Here is an 18,557-nt window from a genome sequence, read left to right on the forward strand (position 1 = left end):
CGGAGGAGGACGATGGAGAGGGCCCCTCCGGGCCCCGACGCACGCCCATCGAACCGCACGTGGAGCACCGTGAAACGCCTGCACTGGCCCAGTTGGATGCCGGTCGACCCCTACATCCTGCTGTTGCTCGGGACCGTCGGGCTGGCTGCTCTGTTCCCGGCGCGCGGCGCCGCCGCCGATGTGGCCTCCGGCGCCTCCACGGCCGCGATCGCTTTCCTCTTCTTCCTGTACGGCGCTCGCCTGTCCACCCGGGAGGCGCTGGACGGACTGAAACACTGGCGCCTCCATGTGACCGTCCTGGTCTGCACGTTCGTGATCTTTCCGCTGCTGGGCCTGGCGGCGCGCGGCCTGGTCCCGGTGTTTCTCACCCACCCGCTCTATCAGGGGCTGCTCTTCCTCACGCTCGTGCCGTCGACCGTCCAGTCGTCGATCGCCTTCACCTCCATCGCCCGCGGCAACGTGCCCGCCGCGATCTGTGCGGGTTCCTTCTCCTCGCTGGTCGGCATCGTCGTCACACCGTTGCTGGCCGCCGCCGTGCTCGGCAGCAGCGGCGGTGGATTCTCCGCGGACTCAGTCGTCGAGATCGTGCTGCAACTGCTCGTACCGTTCGTCGCGGGCCAGTTGCTGCGCCGCTGGATCGGCGGATTCGTCACCCGGCACAAGAAGGTGCTCGGACTCGTCGACCGCGGCTCGATCCTCCTCGTCGTCTACACCGCGTTCAGCGAGGGCATGGTCCAGGGCATCTGGCACCAGGTCAGCGCCGTACGGCTGGGTGGGCTGCTCGTCGTCGAGGCCGTTCTGCTCGCTGTGATGCTTGCTGTGACCTGGTACGGCAGCAAGGCGCTGCGTTTCAACCGTGAGGACCGCATCGCCATCCAGTTCGCGGGCTCCAAGAAGTCCCTCGCCTCCGGGCTGCCCATGGCGAGCGTCCTGTTCGGCGCACACGCCTCTCTCGCGGTACTGCCGCTGATGCTCTTCCACCAGATGCAGCTCATGGTCTGCGCGATCATCGCCAAACGTCGTGCGCGAGATCCACTGGAGCCGTCCGGGGAACGGGTGGACGAGCGGGCTCCGGCCCCAGCGTGAGACCGTCTGCCGTCTGCCGTCTGCCGTCTGCCGTCTGCCGTCTGCCGGCTACTGTCTACAGTCGACCGCGAGTCGACGGTATGCAGTATGCGCGACGTTCTCCGGGGTGTTCGTCGAGGTCGTCAAGGGCTGAGGCGGGGCCCCTCGGCGCAGGGGGCGCTCCCCGCCGGTCGGGGCCCCGCCGCCGTGCAGCGGGGAAACCGGGTCAGCCCTGGGCGGCCGCGGTCCGCAGAGCGATGCGGTCCTCGCCCGCGTACACGTTCATGGAACTTCCTCGCAGGAAACCCACCAGAGTCAGCCCGGTCTCCACGGCCAGGTCCACCGCCAGGGAGGAGGGCGCCGAGACCGCCGCGAGCACCGGGATCCCCGCCATCACTGCCTTCTGCGCCAGCTCGAACGAGGCCCGGCCGGAGACCAGCAGGATCGTCCGGGACAGGGGCAGGTCCCCGTTCTGCAGCGCGCGGCCGACCAGTTTGTCGACCGCGTTGTGCCGACCCACGTCCTCCCGCACGTCCAGCAGCTCGCCGTCCTCGGAGAAGAGGGCCGCCGCGTGGAGCCCCCCGGTCCGGTCGAACACCCGCTGGGCCGCGCGCAGCCGGTCGGGGAGGCTCGCGAGGAACTCGGGCTCGATCCGGAGCGGGGGAGTGTCGGCGATGGGCCAGCGGGTCGTCGTGCGGACCGCGTCCAGGCTCGCCTTGCCGCACAGGCCGCAGGACGAGGTCGTGTAGACGTTCCGCTCGAGGGTGATGTCGGGAATCTTCACACCGGGGGCTGTCCGTACGTCCACCACGTTGTAGGTGTTGGATCCGTCGACGGTCGCGCCCGCACAGTAGACGATATTCAGTAGATCGGATGCGTTGGCCAGTACGCCTTCGCTGACCAGGAAGCCGGCGGCCAGCGCGAAGTCGTCACCGGGCGTGCGCATGGTGATGGCGAGCGGCTTGCCGTTGAGCCGTATCTCCAGTGGTTCCTCGGCGACGAGGGTGTCCGGTCGGGCGGAGACCACTCCGTCCCTGATGCGGATCACCTTGCGTCGTTCGGTGACTCGTCCCATGTCGTGATCAGCCCCGGTTCTGTACGTGCTGGTAGCCGAAGCGGCCCTTGATGCAAAGATTGCCGTGAGTCACCGGGTTGTCGTGCGGTGAGGTGACCTTCACGATTTCATTGTCCTGCACATGGAGTGTGAGGTTGCAGCCCACCCCGCAGTATGCGCATACGGTCGTGGTCCGTGTCTGGGAAGCCTCGTCCCACTCTCCGGCCTCCCGCCGGTCGAACTCGGACTTGAACGACAGCGCTCCCGTCGGGCACACCTCGATGCAGTTTCCGCAGTACACGCACGCCGAGTCGGTCAGCGGAGCGTCGTGCTCGACCGCGATCCGGGCGTCGAAGCCGCGTCCCACGACGGAGATCGCGAAAGTGTTCTGCCACTGATCACCGCACGCGTCGACGCACTTGTAACAGAGGATGCACTTGTCGTAATCGCGTACATAGAGTTCGTTGTCGATCTTCGGTTCCTCGTTCAGCCGGGCCGCGTCCGGTCCGAAGCGGTCCGGCTTCGCCTCGTACTCCTTGATCCATTCCGCGGCCATCGGTGTCGTGGACAGGTCGACCGAGGATGCGAGCAGTTCCAGGACGATCTTGCGGCTGTGCCGGGCGCGCTCGGTGTCGGTACGGACCTCCATGCCGGGCTCCGCCCTGCGGGAGCACGCCGGCACCAGGGTCCGGGAGCCCTCGACCTCCACCACGCAGACCCGGCAGGCGTTCTTCGGGGTGAGCGTGTCGCCCTGGCACAGGGTCGGGACGTCCTTCCCGGCCGCCCGGCAGGCGTCGAGGATCGTCGCCCCCTCGGGGACCCTGGCCTCCTGCCCGTCGATCGTGAACTCCACCAGCCGACGCGGCACTCCCAGCGATACGGCGGTCATACGGCGGCTCCTGTGCGTCCGGTCGTGGTCATTCGTACGCCCCCAGGCGGTCGATGGCTGATTCCACGGCGTTCCACGCGGTCTGCCCGAGGCCGCAGATCGAGGCGTCGCGCATCGCGCGGCCCACCTCGCGCAGCAGGGCGATGTCGCCGGCGGCGTCGGCGCCGGTCCGTGCCGCGATGCGGTGCAACGCCTCCTCCTGCCGCACGGTCCCGACCCGGCAGGGCACGCACTGCCCGCACGACTCGTCCCGGAAGAACTCGGCGATCCGCAACAGCAGTCGGGGCAGCGGGACCGTGCCGTCGAAGGCCATCACGACCCCTGACCCGAGCGTGGCGCCGGCCTCCCGGGTGCCCTCGAAGGTCAGTGGGATGTCGAGTTCGTCGGGCCGTACGAAGCCGCCGGCCGCGCCGCCGAGCAGCACGGCGCGCAGGCCCTCGCGGACCCCGGCGAGCTCGAGCAGTTCGCCCAGCGTCGCGCCGAAGGGGAGTTCGTAGACGCCGGGGCGGTCGACGCTGCCGGACACGCAGAACAGCTTGGGGCCGGTGGACCTGGCCGTGCCGATGGCCGCGTAGGCCGGAGCGCCCATGGTGAGGATCGGCAGTACGTTGACCAGCGTCTCCACGTTGTTCTCGACCGTCGGCTTCCCGAACAGGCCCTTCTCCACGGGGAACGGCGGCTTCGAGCGCGGTTCGCCCCGGTAGCCCTCGATGGAGTTGAACAGGGCCGTCTCCTCGCCGCAGATGTACGCGCCCGCGCCCCGGCGGATCTCGATGTCGAAGGCGTAGCCCTGGCCGAGGATGTCGTCGCCGAGCAGCCCGCGCTCCCGTGCACGGTCGACCGCATATTGCATACGGTATATCGCACGCGGATACTCGCCGCGGAGATACAGATAGCCCTGGTGGGCGCCGATCGCATACGCCGCGACCGTCATCGCCTCCACCAGGGCGTACGGGTCGCCCTCCATCAGCACGCGGTCCTTGAAGGTGCCGGGCTCGGATTCGTCCGCGTTGCACACCAGATAGTGCGGGCGGTCGGGCTGGGACGCCGTGGCCTGCCACTTACGGCCGGTGGGGAAGGCGGCGCCGCCCCGCCCCAGCAGCCCGGAGTCGGTGACCTCGCGGATGACCGCGGCCGGACCGAGCGCGAAAGCCCGGCGCAGCGCCGTGTACCCGCCGTGCGCCCGGTAGTCGTCGAGCGACGACGGATCCACCGCACCGACCCGGCCGAGCAGGGTCAGCGACGGGTTCCCGGCCTGGGGCACCGCCGTCACCGCGGGCGGTTCCTCGGCCGCCGAGTCGGGCGCGCTCGCGGCGAGCACGGCCGTCTCGACGCTCGCCGGCGCCGACACCGCCGTACGCACCGGATCGCCCGCCTTGATCGCGAGCGCGGCCGGGGCGCGCTCGCACAGGCCGAGGCAGGGGCTGCGTTCGACGCGGACGCCGCTGCCCGGGCCCAGGCGTCCCTCGATCCCCGCGCACAGCTCCGAGGCGCCGGCGGCCGTGCAGGCGAGGTCCGTGCACACGTGCAGCACCGTCGCCGGCCGCGGTCGGACCGAGAACATCGCGTAGAAGGTGGCGACGCCGTACGCCTCCGCCGGGGGCACGGTCAGGCGGCGGCACAGATAGTCGAGGGCGCCCTCGCTGATCCAGCCGACCCGGTCGTTGACGGCGTGCAGCCCCGGCAGCAGCAGCTCGCGGCGGTCCCGGGCCTCGCGTCCGCCCCGGGCCCACCTGAGATCGGCGGCCCGCATCTCGTCGCGGGCGGCGCCCTCCCATGAGGACTCCGGTGGGCCCAACAGGGCGTCCACGGCAGCCCGTTCCTCGTCCGTCGGCTTGCTGTCGCCGAAGTGCAGGTCCACGCCATCACCTCACCTGGGTCGGGGCCAAAAGCTTCTCGATCCGGATCGCCGACGCCTTGAACTCCGCCGTCCCCGCGATCGGGCAATTCGCCTCGATCGTCAGCTGGTTGGTGTCCACCTCGTCGGGAAAGTGCATGGTCATGAAGGCGAGCCCGGGCCGCAGGGCGGTGTCGACCCAGACGGGTGCCACCACGGATCCACGCCGTGAGGTCACCCGGACCTCCTCGCCGACGACGATTCCGTAGCGCTCCGCGTCCTCCGGGCACAGCTCGACGAACTCGCCGCGCCGCAGCGGGGAGGCGAAACTCCCGCTCTGCACACCGGTGTTGTAGGAGTCGAGCCGACGGCCGGTCGTCAGCCGGATCGGGTAGTCCTCGTCTGTGAGATCGACCGGCGGGTCGTGCCGGACGATCCCGAACGGCGCCCGCCTGCCTCGCCGCTCCGGCTCCTTCTCCCACAACCGGCCGTGCAGATAGGTGGGTTCGAGTCGCTCGGTGCTCGGACACGGCCACTGGATGCCCTGGTGCTCCGCCAGCCGGTCGTACGTCATGCCGTAGTGGTCCGGGGACACCGACCTCAGCTCGTTCCAGACCGCCTCGGCGTCCGCGTACTTCCACTCGTGACCGAGCCGTGCCGCCAGATCGCAGAGGATGTCGATGTCCTCGCGCGCCTCACCGGGCGGGGTGACGGCGCGCCGCACCCGCTGAACCCGCCGTTCGCTGTTGGTGGTTGTGCCGTTCGTCTCCGCCCAGCCGGCTGTCGCGGGCAGCACGACGTCCGCCAACTCGGCTGTCTTCGTGAGGAAGATGTCCTGCACGACGAGGAAGTCGAGGGCCCGCATACGGCGTACCGCCTGCTCGCTGTCGGCCTCCGACTGCGCGGGGTTCTCCCCGATGCAGTAGACGGCCTTCAGCGAGCCCTCCTCCATCGCCTCGAACATCTCCGTCAGGTTCAGCCCGTAGTGCGGCTCGATGACGGTGTCCCAGGCCGACTCGAACCTCAGCCGGGCGCCCGGGTCGAGGATGTCCTGGAAGCCGGGCAGCCGGTTGGGGATCGCCCCCATGTCACCGCCGCCCTGGACGTTGTTCTGCCCGCGCAGGGGCTGCAGACCGGAGCCGTACCGGCCCACGTGCCCGGTCAGCAGCGACAGGTTGATGAGCGCGCGCACGTTGTCCGTGCCGTTGTGGTGCTCGGTGATGCCGAGGGTCCAGCAGAGCTGGGCCCGCTCGGCGCGGGCATAGGCGTGCGCCAACTCCCTTATGGCGGCGGCCGGTACGCCCGTCACCTTCTGCGCGAGGGACAGCGTCCAGGGTTCGACCAGCGCCCGGTACTCCTCGAAGTCGCTGGTCGCCCGCTCGATGAACGCCTCGTTGACCAGACCCGCCTGGATGATCTCGCGGCCGATCGCGTGCGCCATCGGGATGTCCGTGCCCACGTTGAGGCCGAGCCAGCTCTCCGCCCACTCGGCGGTGGACGTCCGCCGCGGGTCGACCGCGTACATCCGGGCGCCGTTCCGGATGCCCTTCAGCGCATGCTGGAAGAAGATCGGATGGGCGAAACGGGCGTTGGAACCCCACATCACGATGACGTCGGTGTGCTCGATCTCCTCGTAGGACGACGTCCCGCCGCCGGAGCCGAAAGCGGCCGACAGGCCCGCGACGCTCGGGGCGTGGCAGGTGCGGTTGCACGAGTCGACGTTGTTGGTGCCCATGACGACCCGGGCGAACTTCTGGGCCACGTAGTTCATCTCGTTGGTCGCGCGGGCGCAGGAGAACATGCCGAACGCGCCGCGGTTGCGCTGCAGGCCCAGCGCGGTGCGCTCCAGGGCCTCCTCCCAACTCGCCTCACGGAAAGGCTCGTTGCGGGAGTCCCTGACCAGTGGTCGGGTGAGCCGGGTGTAGGTCTTCGGGGTCCGGTCGCGTTTCCTCATGCGGCACTCCTCAGCGCGAGCAGGTCCGAGATGGCGTGCACGGTGCGCAAGGTGGGCACCCGGACGCCGGTGATCTCCGCCAACTCGACGACGGCCGCGAGGAGGACGTCGAGTTCGAGCGGTTTGCCGCGCTCCAGGTCCTGGAGCGTGGAGGTGCGGTGGTCGCCGACCTTCTCCGCGCCCGCGAGCCGGCGTTCGATGGAGACGCCCACCTCGCAGCCGAGGGCCTCGGCGACGTCGAGCGTCTCGCGCATCATCGTCTCGATGACCTCGCGGGTGCCGCCGTGCAGGCACATCTGCCGCATGGTCGCGCGGGCGAGTGCGCTGATCGGGTTGAAGGAGATGTTGCCCAGCAGCTTGAGCCAGATGTCGTTGCGCAGGTCCGGCTCCACCGGGCACTTCAACCCGCCCGCCTGCATGGCCTCGCTGAGCGCCAGACAGCGCACCGAGACGCTCCGGTCGGGCTCGCCGACGGAGAACCGGGTGCCTTCCAAATGCCGTACGAGGCCCGGGCCTTCGAGCTCGGTGGCCGCGTAGACCACGCAGCCGACGGCCCGTTCGGGCGCGAGCACCGCACTGACCGCGCCGTCCGGGTCCACGCTCTCGACGCGTCGGCCGTCGTGGGGGCCGCGGTGCCGGTGGAAGTACCACCAGGGGATGCCGTTCTGGGCCGCGACGACTGCGGTGGAGTCGTGCAGCAGGGGCTCGATCAGCGGCCCGCACGCCGCGTACGAGTTTGCCTTGAGGCCGAGGAAGACGAAGTCGACCGGGCCGATCTCCGCCGGGTCGTCGGTGGCGTGGGCGCGGGCGGTGAAGTCGCCGCGCGGACTGAGCACCCGCACCCCGTTACGCCTCATGGCCGCGAGATGCGGTCCACGGGCGACGAGATGCACGTCGGCGCCTGCGCGGTGGAGCGCTGCACCGACGTAGGCGCCGATCGCACCGGCGCCGAGGACTGCGACTTTCATTGCGAGGGAGCTCCGTTCGGTCGAGGGTACCGAGGAACTGCCGAACTCTGTCGACGAAATATTGTCTACAGTATGGAGGTTGGGGCGGCAAGGGTTCGCGCAGCGTCGACGGCGGAGACTGCGGCCGAGGTGCCGCGGAAACCGGTCGGTCCGACCGTTCGCCGCAGCCCCCATACCGTTCAGCGAATGCCGTCGACGCGCCGCCTTCTCAACGCCCTTGCCGGTTCCTACTGTTCAGGATTTATGAGTCCCCCCGTCGCGCCGCCAGGCTGGAGCCGCTGGCTCGTCCCCCCGGCCGCCCTCTCGGTCCATCTCTCCATCGGCCAGGCCTACGCGTGGTCCGTGTTCAAACCGCCGCTGGAGTCCGCCCTCGACCTCAGCGGTACGCAGAGCGCGCTCCCGTTCCAGCTCGCCATCGTGATGCTCGGCCTCTCCGCGGCCTTCGGCGGCACGCTGGTGGAGCGCAACGGGCCGCGCTGGGCGATGACCGTCGCCCTGGTCTGCTTCTCGTCCGGCTTCCTGATCTCCGCGCTCGGCGCCGCCACCGAGCAGTACTGGCTGATCGTCCTCGGCTACGGCTTCGTCGGCGGAATCGGCCTCGGAATCGGTTACATCTCGCCCGTCTCCACACTGATCAAGTGGTTCCCGGACCGTCCCGGCATGGCCACCGGCATCGCCATCATGGGCTTCGGCGGTGGCGCGCTCATCGCCTCGCCCTGGTCGGCGCAGATGCTGGAGTCGTTCGGCTCCGACAGCTCCGGGATCGCGCTCGCGTTTCTCGTACACGGGCTTTCGTATGCGGTATTCATGACGCTGGGCGTCCTGCTGGTGCGGGTGCCGCGCGGCGAGCGGCCGGTCGCGGGCGCGCCGAGCGCGGTCGAGGGCGTGCAGGTCTCGGCGCGCAGCGCGGTGCGCACCCCGCAGTTCTGGTGCCTGTGGGTCGTGCTCTGCATGAACGTGACCGCGGGCATCGGCATCCTGGAGAAGGCCGCGCCGATGATCAAGGACTTCTTCGCCGACACCTCCACCCCTGTGTCGGTGACCGCGGCCGCCGGCTTCGTCGCCCTGCTGTCCGCGGCGAACATGGCCGGCCGGATCGGCTGGTCGTCGACCTCCGACCTGATCGGACGCAAGAACATCTACCGCGTGTACCTGGGCGCCGGCGCCCTGATGTACGCCCTGATCGCGCTCGTCGGCGACTCGTCGAAGCCGATCTTCGTCCTGTGCGCGCTGGTGATCCTCTCCTTCTACGGCGGCGGCTTCGCGACGATCCCCGCCTACCTCAAGGACCTGTTCGGCACCTACCAGGTCGGCGCGATCCACGGCCGCCTGCTCACCGCCTGGTCCACCGCCGGCGTCCTCGGCCCGCTGATCGTCAACTGGATAGCCGACCGGCAGGAGGAGGCCGGGAAACACGGCTCGTCGCTGTACACCCAGTCCCTGTTCATCATGATCGGGCTGCTGGCCGTCGGATTCGTCGCCAACGAACTCGTCCGGCCCGTCGACGCCCGTCACCACGTTCCCGCAGAGAGGAAGGCCGCCGATGTCGAACGACAGCAGCCCGAGTCCGCAGCCTGACCGGCGGCCGTTGATCGCCTTCGCCTGGTTGTGGGTGGGGGCGCCGCTCGCGTACGGGGTGTATGAGCTGGTACGGAAGGCGACGCAGTTGTTCACCGGGTAGCGGCAGCGGCACGGCGCGTGTTCGGCGGGAAGGCGTTCGGCGGCTGTTCGGGCGGCCTGGGGCTATGGGGAAGCCGACAACCTGGGAACCGGTTTCCTGTCGCTTCACGCGCCCTCGTACCGGTGAGTCACTGATCAGACTGGTGGATCCCGCTACCCACGGCAACGAGGGGGACCCCCCAATGAACGGCTCACGCATCGCCGCCGTCGGCCACTACCAGCCCGCCAAGGTGCTCACCAACGAGGATCTGGCGCGCCTGGTCGACACCAGTGACGAGTGGATCAGGAGCCGGGTGGGCATCCGCACGCGCCACATCGCCGGCCCCGACGAGCCCGTGGACGAGCTGGCCGCGCACGCCGCCGCCAAGGCCCTCGCGACGGCCGGCCTCACGCCGGGCGACATCGACCTGGTGCTGGTGGCGACCTCTACGGCCATCGACCGCTCGCCCAACATGGCAGCCCGGGTCGCGGCCCGCCTCGGCATCCCGGGGCCGGCCGCGATGGACGTCAACGTCGTCTGCGCCGGTTTCACGCACGCGCTGGCCACCGCCGACCACACCGTCCGGGCGGGCGCCGCGACCCGCGCCCTGGTGATCGGTGCCGACAAGATGTCCGAGGTGACCGACTGGAGCGACCGCACCACCTGCGTGCTCGTCGGCGACGGAGCGGGCGCCGCCGTGGTCGAGGCCTGTCCCGACGGCGTCGAGCCCGGCATCGCGCCCGTGCTGTGGGGATCGGTGCCCGAGATGGGGCACGCGGTGCGCATCGAGGGGCAGCCGCCGCGGTTCGCGCAGGAGGGGCAGAGCGTCTATCGCTGGGCCACCACCCAGCTGCCGCCCCTCGCCCGGCAGGCCTGTGAGCGGGCCGGACTCACGCCCGAGGACCTCGCGGCGGTCGTCCTGCACCAGGCGAACCTGCGCATCATCGAACCGCTCGCGCAGAAGATCGGCGCGGTCAACGCGGTGGTCGCGCGTGACGTCACCGAATCGGGTAACACCTCCGCCGCCAGCATTCCGCTCGCCTTCTCCAAGCTCGTCGAGCAGGGCGCGGTCTCCACGGGGGACCCGGTGCTGCTGTTCGGCTTCGGCGGCAATCTGTCGTACGCGGGACAGGTCGTGCGCTGCCCGTGAACGAGGGGCGGGACGCAGTCGGCGGGCCGGTCGTGCGGGTGGTCGCGGCATAGTGTGACGCGATCGACTGCTCCCGGCTCTGGTCTACTGTGCGCCGTAGACTGTAGACGAAAGACAATCGATACTCGGCTGTGGACAGTCGTACCCGTCGTTCGGCTGCGGACAGCCGATACGTCGATCGATCTGGCTTTCCGTCTGCAGTTGTCCGGTGTTGCTCAGGAGGGGGACCGACCGATGTTGTCGCCAGGACTGCCACAGGGTGCGGTGCCCAAGCTCGAACGGCCGGGCCCGCTGCGCGACCGCGTCTACGAGGCACTGCTCGAACTGATCACCACCCGCGCCCTCCAGCCCGGCCAGCACCTGGTCGAGAGTGAGCTCGCCACGCACCTCGGCGTCTCACGGCAGCCGGTGCGCGAGGCGCTGCAGCGGCTGAACACCGAGGGGTGGGTCGATCTCAGGCCCGCCCAGGGCGCGTTCGTGCACGAGCCGACCGAGGACGAGGCGGATCAACTCCTCACCGTTCGTACGCTGTTGGAGGCCGAGGCCGCGAGGCTCGCCGCAGCGCACGCGGACAAGGCCGGCATCGAGGCCCTGGACGAGATCGTGGCGCAGGGAATGATGGCCGTGGCCCGCGACGACGTGGACGCCGCGGTCGCCATGAACGCCCGCTTCCACGCGAAGGTCATCGAGCTGGCGGGCAACGCGGTCCTCGCGGAGCTGGCGTCACAGGTCGACCGCCGGGTGCGCTGGTACTACACGCCGGTCGCGCGCCAGCGCGGTCACCAGTCCTGGATCGAGCACCGCGATCTGATCGCCGCGATCGTCGCCCACGACGAGCAGTTGGCCACTCAGCTGATGCGTGAGCACACCGAGCACACCCGTCGCTCGTACCACGCCCGCGCCAAGTCCTGAGCACCTGCGGGGCGTCTGTCCCGCAGGCTTCCATCAGCGGCATGCTCCCATCGACACCCTTACCGGCACGGTGAGTTCGGCGACCGCCGATGCCCTGTGCCGGGGCTCCCGCCTGCCCCGGCACAGTGCACGCCTGCCGCAGCCGCAGCCGCAGCCGCAGCCGTATCGCATCGCACCGCTGTGCCAGATCTTTGTCCTGGGAGTGGAGAAAGTTGACGGCAATCCGTGCACATCTTCTTCCCAGGTTCGGCAGCCGCTGCTACGTTCCCTACGAAAGCCCGACGATGGTGGCCGAATTGAGGCGGGGAGGGGTTCGTGAGACGTATGACGGCACGACCCGCGAACGCTCATCAGGCCCGTCTGCTCAAGCTGTTGCGGGACAGCGGCCCCAACTCCCGTGCCCAACTGGGTGATCAGGTCGACCTGTCACGGTCCAAGCTGGCGGTGGAGGTGGACCGGCTCCTGGAGACGGGGCTGGTCGTGGCCGACGGACTCGCCGCCTCGCGTGGCGGCCGCCGCTCCCACAACGTCCGGCTCAACCCGGGGCTGCGCCTGCTCGGCGTCGACATCGGCGCGACCTCGGTCGACGTCGCCGTCACCAACGCCGAACTGGAGACCCTCGGACACCTCAACCAACCCCTCGACGTACGTGACGGCCCGGTCGCGGTCTTCGAGCAAGTCCTTTCCATGGCAGCGAAGTTGAGGGCGACGGGGCTCGCCGAAGGCTTCGACGGCGCCGGCATCGGCGTACCCGGGCCGGTCCGCTTCCCCGAAGGCGTGCCGGTCGCGCCGCCGATCATGCCGGGCTGGGACGGCTTCCCCGTACGGGAGGCGCTCAGCCAGGAACTCGGCTGCCCGGTCATGGTCGACAACGACGTGAACCTCATGGCGATGGGGGAGCAGCATGCGGGCGTCGCCCGTACCGTCGCCGACTTCCTCTGCGTCAAGATCGGCACCGGCATCGGCTGTGGCATCGTCGTCGGCGGCCAGGTCTACCGCGGTACCACCGGCAGCGCGGGGGACATCGGGCACATCCAGGCCGTGCCCGACGGCCGTCCGTGCGCCTGCGGCAACCGCGGTTGCCTGGAGGCCTACTTCAGCGGCGCGGCCCTGGCCCGCGACGCGGTGGAAGCGGTCCAGCAGGGCCGCTCGGCGGAACTCGCGGCACGGCTGGAGACGAACGGCGGCCTCACCGCCGTCGACGTCGCCGCCGCGGCCGCCGCGGGCGACGCCACCTCCCTCGAGATGATCCGGGACGGCGGCAATCGCGTCGGCCAGGTCATCGCCGGACTCGTCTCGTTCTTCAACCCCGGCCTGGTGGTGATCGGCGGCGGGGTGACCGGGCTCGGCCACACCCTGCTCGCCGCGATCCGCACCCAGGTGTACCGCCAGTCGCTGCCGCTCGCGACCGGCAACCTGCCCATCGTTCTGGGGGAGTTGGGCCCCACCGCCGGTGTGATCGGCGCGGCCCGACTGATCAGCGACCACCTGTTCTCACCCGCATAGACCAGCTGCCTGTCTCCTACCTGCCACCCGCTACCCGACACACGGTTTCGGCAAGCCCGCAGTCGATCCCGTTGACACGGTTCACCGGCACGCGTCCTGCTCGACCCTGCCCTGAGAACGACGACCTGTTCTGCCCTGACTCCGGCCCGCCCGCCCGCCGAGGGGAACCCACATGGCATCACCACCACCGCTGCTCAGCATGTCCGGCATCACCAAGTCCTTTCCCGGAGTACGGGCGTTGGACGGCGTCGACCTCGACGTCCAGGCCGGCGAAGTGCACTGTCTGCTCGGCCAGAACGGTGCCGGGAAGTCCACCCTCATCAAGGTCCTGGCCGGCGCGCACCAGCCCGACGACGGCGTCATCCGCTGGCAGGGCGACCCCGTCACGCTCCGTTCCCCCATTGCCGCCATGCGGCTGGGCATCGCCACCATCTACCAGGAACTCGACCTGGTGGAGCACCTTTCGGTGGCCGAGAACGTCCACCTGGGACATGAGCCCACGGCCGCCGGGTTCGTCGTACGGGGAAAGGCCGCCCGCGCCTCGACGGCCGTTCTGCTGAAGCGACTTGGGCACCCCGAGATCGATCCGGCGCGTCTGGTGGGCGAGTTGTCGGCGGCGCAGCAGCAGATCGTCTCGATGGCCCGGGCCCTCTCCCACGACGTACGGCTCATCGTGATGGACGAACCGTCCGCCGCCCTCGATCCCGACGAGGTCGACAACCTGTTCCGCATCGTCGGCGGCCTGACCACTGACGGAGTGGCTGTCGTCTACATCTCGCACCGCCTGGAGGAGATCCGCCGCATCGGCGACCGCGTGACCGTTCTGAAGGACGGACGGGCGGTGGCGGGCGGGCTGCCCGCCAAGGCGACGCCGACACGGGAGGTCGTGGCGTTGATGACGGGGCGCAACGTCGAGTACGTCTTCCCCGAGCGGCCGTCGGACGACGCGGCAGCCGCAGCTGCGGCCGGGTCCGGGAAGCCGGTGCTGGAGGTGCGAGGGCTCGCCCGGGACGGCGAGTTCGCGTCCCTCGACCTGACCGTGCGGCCCGGAGAGATCGTCGGGCTGGCCGGGTTGGTCGGCTCGGGACGCTCGGAGATCCTGGAGACGATCTACGGAGCGCGAAAGCCCAGCGCGGGGCAAGTCCTGGTCGACGGGCGGCCGTTGCGCCCCGGCAGTGTGCCCGCGGCCGTACGGGCCGGGCTCGGGCTCGCCCCCGAGGAGCGCAAGGCGCAGGCTCTGCTGATGCTGGAGTCCGTCACCCGCAACGTCTCCGTCTCCTCCATGTCCCGTTTCTCGCGCGGGGGTTGGATCGACCGGCGGGCCGAACGGGGGGCGGCGCGGGCCGCGACGCGTGAGCTGTCCCTACGCCCCGACAACCCGTCCGTCCCCGTGCGCACTCTGTCCGGCGGCAACCAGCAGAAGGCCGTCCTGGCCCGATGGCTGCTGCGCGGCTGCCGCGTGCTGCTGCTCGACGAGCCGACGCGCGGCGTCGACGTCGGCGCCCGCGCCGAACTGTATGCAGTCGTCCGTCGACTGGCGGACGAAGGCCTCGCCGTGCTGCTGGTCTCCAGCGAGGTGCCCGAGGTGCTCGGTCTCGCCGACCGTGTGCTGGTGCTCCGCGAGGGCCGCGTCGTCCACACGGCGCCCGCCCGTGAGCTGGACGAACACCGCGTACTCGATCTCGTCATGGAAGGAAGTCCGGCGTCATGACGCAGCCCGTCTCCCCACCGCGGGACAGCACCGACAAGGTGCCGCAGATCCCGCTTCCCGCCTGGCGCACCCTGATGTCCCGCACCGACGTCCGCACCCTCTCCCTGCTGGGCGTGCTCGCCGCGCTTGTCGTGATCGGCGGGATCACCAAGCCGGACGAGTTCCTCGACACCCGCAATCTGCAACTCGTCCTCACCCAGGCCTCGGTGATCGGCGTCGTCACCGTCGGCATGACCTTCGTCATCACCTCCGGGGGGATCGACCTCTCGGTCGGCGCGATCGTCGCCCTCTCCTCGGTGTGGGCCACCACGGTCGCCACCCAGGAATACGGTTTCGCGGGCATTTTCTTCACCGCGGTGATCGTCGGCGTGGGCTGCGGCCTGGTCAACGGACTGCTCATCGCTTACGGGGGGATGGTGCCGTTCATCGCGACGCTCGCCATGCTGGCCTCCGCCCGTGGCCTGGCGCTGCAGATCACGGACGGCCGGACGCAGATCGTGACGGTCGACGGCATCCTCGACCTGGGCGAGCGCGACTCGTATGTGCTCGGCGTCCCGCCGTTGGTGATCGTCTTCGCCATTGTGACGATCATCGGCTGGCTGGTGCTGAACCGCACCACCTTCGGCCGCCGCGCCGTCGCCGTCGGCGGCAACGCGGAGGCCGCCCGGCTCGCCGGCATCGACGTACGCCGCCAACGGCTCTACCTCTACCTGCTGTCCGGCCTGTGCTGCGGCATCGCGGCCTTCCTGCTGATCATCCTGTCCGGCTCGGGCCAGAACACCAACGGAAACCTCTACGAGCTCGACGCCATCGCGGCCGCGATCATCGGCGGCACGCTGCTCACCGGGGGCCGCGGCACCATCACCGGCTCCGTGCTCGGCGTACTGATCTTCACCACGATCACCAACATCTTCGCCCTGAACAACCTGCAGAGCGACGTCCAGCAGATCGCCAAGGGCGCGATCATCGTCGCTGCCGTGCTGGTCCAGCGCCGTACCGCGAGCACGACCTGAGGAAAGGGTTCACCGCCATGCCAGAGCCGACACCTTATCCGAGCCGCTTCACCAGTCGCAGAAACATGCTCTTCGGGGCCGCCGCCGTCTCCGCCGGCACCCTCCTCGTGGGTTGCACCAGCAACGAATCCAAGGACGAGGAACCGGCGGCGAACGATCAGCCGGCCGCCGACGACAAGCCCGGCAAGCAGGTCACCATCGGCTTCGCCGGACCGCAGGCCGACCACGGCTGGCTCAACGCCATCAACGACAACGCCACGAGCCGTGCGAAGAAGTACTCCGATGTGAGCCTGGAGATCACCGAGGGCTCGAACGACACCGCCCAGCAGATCGGCCAGATCGAGACCCTCATCAACAAGAAGGTCGACGTCCTGGTGGTACTGCCCGCCGACGGCAAGGCCCTCACCCAGGTCGGCCTGAAGGCGATGCGCGCGGGCATCCCCGTGGTCAACCTCGACCGGATCTTCAACACCCCCCAGGCGTACCGGTGTTGGGTCGGCGGAGACAACTACGGCATGGGGCTCAACGCAGGCCACTACATCGGCGAGAAACTCAAGGGCAAGCCCGACGCCCGGGTGATCGAGCTGGCCGGCCTGGACAACCTGGAGCTCACCAAACAGCGATCCAAGGGCTTCGACGACGCTCTGAAGAACTACCCCAACATCAAGAAGGTGGCCCGCCAGGCCGCCGAGTTCACGGTCGAGTCGGGGCAGGCCAAGATGGCCCAACTCCTGCAGGCCCAGCCCAAGTTCGACGCGTTGTGGAACCATGACGACGACCAGGGCGTGGGCGCGCTGCGCGCCATCGAGCAGGCCGGGCGCGACGACTTCATGATGGTCGGCGGCGCGGGCGCCCTGGCCGCCTTCCAGGCGATCAAGGCGGACAGCGGTGTCCTGAAGGCAACCGTTCTCTACCCGCCCACCATGGCCGCCTCCGCGATCGACCTCGCCCGCGCACTCGGCCAGGGCAAGGGCGTCGGAGGTCTCGCCGAGTACGAGATCCCCGCCTCGATCACCCTCTACTCGGCGGTCGTCGACAAGACCAACGTCGACCAGTACATGTCCACCGGCTTCAAGTAGGACGCGCCCGGTCCGACGGGCGGGAGCCGCCCACCGGGGACGGGTGCGGGCAGGGGCCGGGACAGGGGCACGGGGCACGGGTCAAGAGCACTGGACACGGGCCGTGGGCCGACGGGGGCGAGATCCGCGGCTTCCGGTGCGGAGCCATCAGCACCAGGCAGGCGCGTTCCAGGCGGCGCTGTCGGAGGCCGCGGGCTCCTCACCGTAGGCGCCACAGGTTGCCGACGGCCGGGGGCTGCCCGACGGACCGACGGAGCTCGGTGCTCGACAGACCGATGTGTCCGATGTCCCCGAAGGGCCGGCGTGTCCATCGGCCGACGTGCTCATCGGCCGAGGCGGCTGAGGCGGCTGAGGCGGCCGAGATTCGAGCGATCGCGGCCCGTCCTGGCGGGCTCCGCCCGAGACCCGGCCCCAGCGCCTCCCGGGCGGTGCCACCGGCTCCCGCCAGGGGTCCGTCGGCGGACGGTCCGCCCCTGAGCCCGACGGCGTCCCACCCCCCACCGTGCCACGACGACGAGGAGGACAACCGTATGGAACAGCCGCAGCAGTCAGCAGGACCGGAGGCCGGCAAGCCGCCGCTCCGCGTGGGGATGGTCGGTTACGCGTTCATGGGCGCCGCCCACTCCCAGGGCTGGCGCACCGCGGGTCGCGTCTTCGATCTGCCCCGCCGTCCGGTCCTCGCCGTGATCTGCGGCCGCGACGCCTCCGCCGTGCGCGCGGCGGCCGACCGGCACGGCTGGGCGGCGACCGAGACCGACTGGCGTGCCATGATCGCCCGGGACGACGTCGACCTCGTCGACATCTGCACCCCCGGCGACTCGCACGCCGAGATCGCCGTCGCCGCGCTGGCCGCCGGCAAGCACGTACTGTGCGAGAAGCCCCTCGCGAACACCGTCGAGGAAGCCGAGACCATGGCCCGCGCCGCCGAAACCGCCTACGAGCGCGGTCAGTTGGCGATGGTCGGCTTCAACTACCGTCGCGTCCCGGCCACCGCCCTGGCCCGGCGCATGGTCGCCGAGGGACGGCTGGGAACCCTGCGCCATGTGCGGGTGACATACCTTCAGGACTGGCTCGTGGACCCGGAGTTCCCGCTGACCTGGCGACTGCGCAGGGAACTGGCCGGCTCCGGGGCCCTCGGCGACCTCGGCGCGCACATCGTCGACCTCGCCCAACACCTGGCGGGGGAGCGGCTCGCCGGAGTCTCCGCGCTCACCGAGACCTTCGTACGGCAGCGGCCGCTGCCCGGCGGTCCGACGAGCGGGCTGAGCGCGACGTCCGCCGACGGCGTGGGCACGGTCACCGTCGACGACGCCGCGCTCTTCACCGGCCGCTTCACCTCCGGGGCGCTGGCCTCCTTCGAGGCGACCCGGTTCGCCACGGGCCGCAAGAACGCCCTGCGCCTTGAACTCAACGGTGAGCGCGGCTCGTTGGCGTTCGACCTGGAACGCCTCAACGAACTGTGGTTCCACGACGCCACCGAACCCGGCACGCACGCGGGCTTTCGCCGCATCCTCGTCACCGAACCCGACCACCCCTACCTGGACGCCTGGTGGCCGCCGGGCCATGGCCTCGGTTACGAGCACACGTTCGTCCACCAGGCCCGCGATCTGGTCCACGCCGTCGCCGAGGGCCACCGGCCCGAGCCGTCCTTCGCCGACGGGCTGCAGGTGCAGCGCGTCCTGGCGGCGGTCGAGGAGAGCGCCGAGAAGAACTCCGTCTACACCCCGATAGCGGACTGAGGACCGAGGAGGGCCTGGAG

Annotated in this window: 15 protein-coding genes; 10 read left to right on the top strand and 5 right to left on the bottom strand. The window is 70.1% G+C overall.

Features of this window, described 5'->3' with window-relative positions; genetic code table 11:
- Positions 1 to 96: 96 nt before the first annotated feature.
- On the top strand, positions 97 to 1,086 hold the full coding sequence (locus tag ACWD4O_RS33155) for a bile acid:sodium symporter family protein (protein WP_451285671.1): 990 nt from the start codon (positions 97 to 99) through the stop codon (positions 1,084 to 1,086).
- A gap of 205 nt (positions 1,087 to 1,291) precedes the next feature.
- Here ACWD4O_RS33155 and fdhD read toward each other — a convergent pair whose 3' ends face one another.
- The 5 genes from fdhD to ACWD4O_RS33180 are packed head-to-tail and all read right to left on the bottom strand — an operon-like array spanning position 1,292 to position 7,767.
- Entirely contained in the window at positions 1,292 to 2,140 is an 849-nt protein-coding gene (fdhD, locus tag ACWD4O_RS33160) for a formate dehydrogenase accessory sulfurtransferase FdhD (protein WP_451285571.1), read from the bottom strand.
- 7 nt (positions 2,141 to 2,147) lie between these two features.
- Positions 2,148 to 3,008 carry a 2Fe-2S iron-sulfur cluster-binding protein gene (locus ACWD4O_RS33165; protein WP_451285572.1) on the bottom strand — a complete coding sequence of 287 codons (861 nt, stop codon included), beginning with the start codon at positions 3,006 to 3,008 and terminating at the stop codon, positions 2,148 to 2,150.
- A gap of 28 nt (positions 3,009 to 3,036) precedes the next feature.
- On the bottom strand, positions 3,037 to 4,869 hold the full coding sequence (locus ACWD4O_RS33170) for an NAD(P)H-dependent oxidoreductase subunit E (RefSeq protein WP_451285574.1): 1,833 nt from the start codon (positions 4,867 to 4,869) through the stop codon (positions 3,037 to 3,039).
- Between the two features lie 4 nt (positions 4,870 to 4,873).
- A complete protein-coding gene (locus ACWD4O_RS33175; RefSeq protein ID WP_451285576.1) occupies positions 4,874 to 6,799 on the bottom strand; it encodes a molybdopterin oxidoreductase family protein in 1,926 nt (641 codons plus the stop codon).
- Positions 6,796 to 7,767 carry a 2-dehydropantoate 2-reductase gene (locus ACWD4O_RS33180; protein WP_451285578.1) on the bottom strand — a complete coding sequence of 324 codons (972 nt, stop codon included), beginning with the start codon at positions 7,765 to 7,767 and terminating at the stop codon, positions 6,796 to 6,798. The genes ACWD4O_RS33175 and ACWD4O_RS33180 overlap by 4 nt, the downstream gene beginning before the upstream one ends.
- A 243-nt stretch (positions 7,768 to 8,010) precedes the next feature.
- Here ACWD4O_RS33180 and ACWD4O_RS33185 point away from each other — a divergent pair, with 243 nt between their 5' ends.
- The 9 genes from ACWD4O_RS33185 to ACWD4O_RS33225 all read left to right on the top strand — a co-directional run bounded on the left by ACWD4O_RS33185 (position 8,011) and on the right by ACWD4O_RS33225 (position 18,537).
- Positions 8,011 to 9,345: an OFA family MFS transporter gene (locus ACWD4O_RS33185; RefSeq protein ID WP_451285580.1), complete on the top strand. Its 1,335-nt coding sequence runs from the start codon at positions 8,011 to 8,013 to the stop codon at positions 9,343 to 9,345.
- On the top strand, positions 9,311 to 9,448 hold the full coding sequence (locus ACWD4O_RS33190; protein ID WP_450947062.1) for an MFS transporter small subunit: 138 nt from the start codon (positions 9,311 to 9,313) through the stop codon (positions 9,446 to 9,448). Before ACWD4O_RS33185 ends, ACWD4O_RS33190 begins: the two co-directional genes overlap by 35 nt.
- Positions 9,449 to 9,629: 181 nt before the next feature.
- Positions 9,630 to 10,577 carry a beta-ketoacyl-ACP synthase III gene (locus ACWD4O_RS33195; RefSeq protein ID WP_358803943.1) on the top strand — a complete coding sequence of 316 codons (948 nt, stop codon included), beginning with the start codon at positions 9,630 to 9,632 and terminating at the stop codon, positions 10,575 to 10,577.
- Between the two features lie 234 nt (positions 10,578 to 10,811).
- Positions 10,812 to 11,489: a GntR family transcriptional regulator gene (locus ACWD4O_RS33200; protein ID WP_451285581.1), complete on the top strand. Its 678-nt coding sequence runs from the start codon at positions 10,812 to 10,814 to the stop codon at positions 11,487 to 11,489.
- A gap of 324 nt (positions 11,490 to 11,813) precedes the next feature.
- Positions 11,814 to 12,995, top strand: coding sequence for an ROK family protein (locus ACWD4O_RS33205; RefSeq protein ID WP_451285582.1), 1,182 nt, complete (start codon positions 11,814 to 11,816; stop codon positions 12,993 to 12,995).
- Positions 12,996 to 13,167: 172 nt separating this feature from the next.
- Positions 13,168 to 14,706: a sugar ABC transporter ATP-binding protein gene (locus ACWD4O_RS33210; RefSeq protein WP_451285584.1), complete on the top strand. Its 1,539-nt coding sequence runs from the start codon at positions 13,168 to 13,170 to the stop codon at positions 14,704 to 14,706.
- Complete coding sequence (locus ACWD4O_RS33215) at positions 14,703 to 15,719, top strand: ABC transporter permease (RefSeq protein ID WP_451285586.1); 1,017 nt, start codon at positions 14,703 to 14,705, stop codon at positions 15,717 to 15,719. The genes ACWD4O_RS33210 and ACWD4O_RS33215 overlap by 4 nt, the downstream gene beginning before the upstream one ends.
- Positions 15,720 to 15,736: 17 nt before the next feature.
- Positions 15,737 to 16,798, top strand: coding sequence for a substrate-binding domain-containing protein (locus ACWD4O_RS33220; protein WP_451285588.1), 1,062 nt, complete (start codon positions 15,737 to 15,739; stop codon positions 16,796 to 16,798).
- A gap of 530 nt (positions 16,799 to 17,328) precedes the next feature.
- Positions 17,329 to 18,537 carry a Gfo/Idh/MocA family protein gene (locus ACWD4O_RS33225; RefSeq protein ID WP_451285589.1) on the top strand — a complete coding sequence of 403 codons (1,209 nt, stop codon included), beginning with the start codon at positions 17,329 to 17,331 and terminating at the stop codon, positions 18,535 to 18,537.
- Positions 18,538 to 18,557 lie beyond the last annotated feature (20 nt).

Source organism: Streptomyces sp. NPDC002623, from assembly GCF_053592635.1.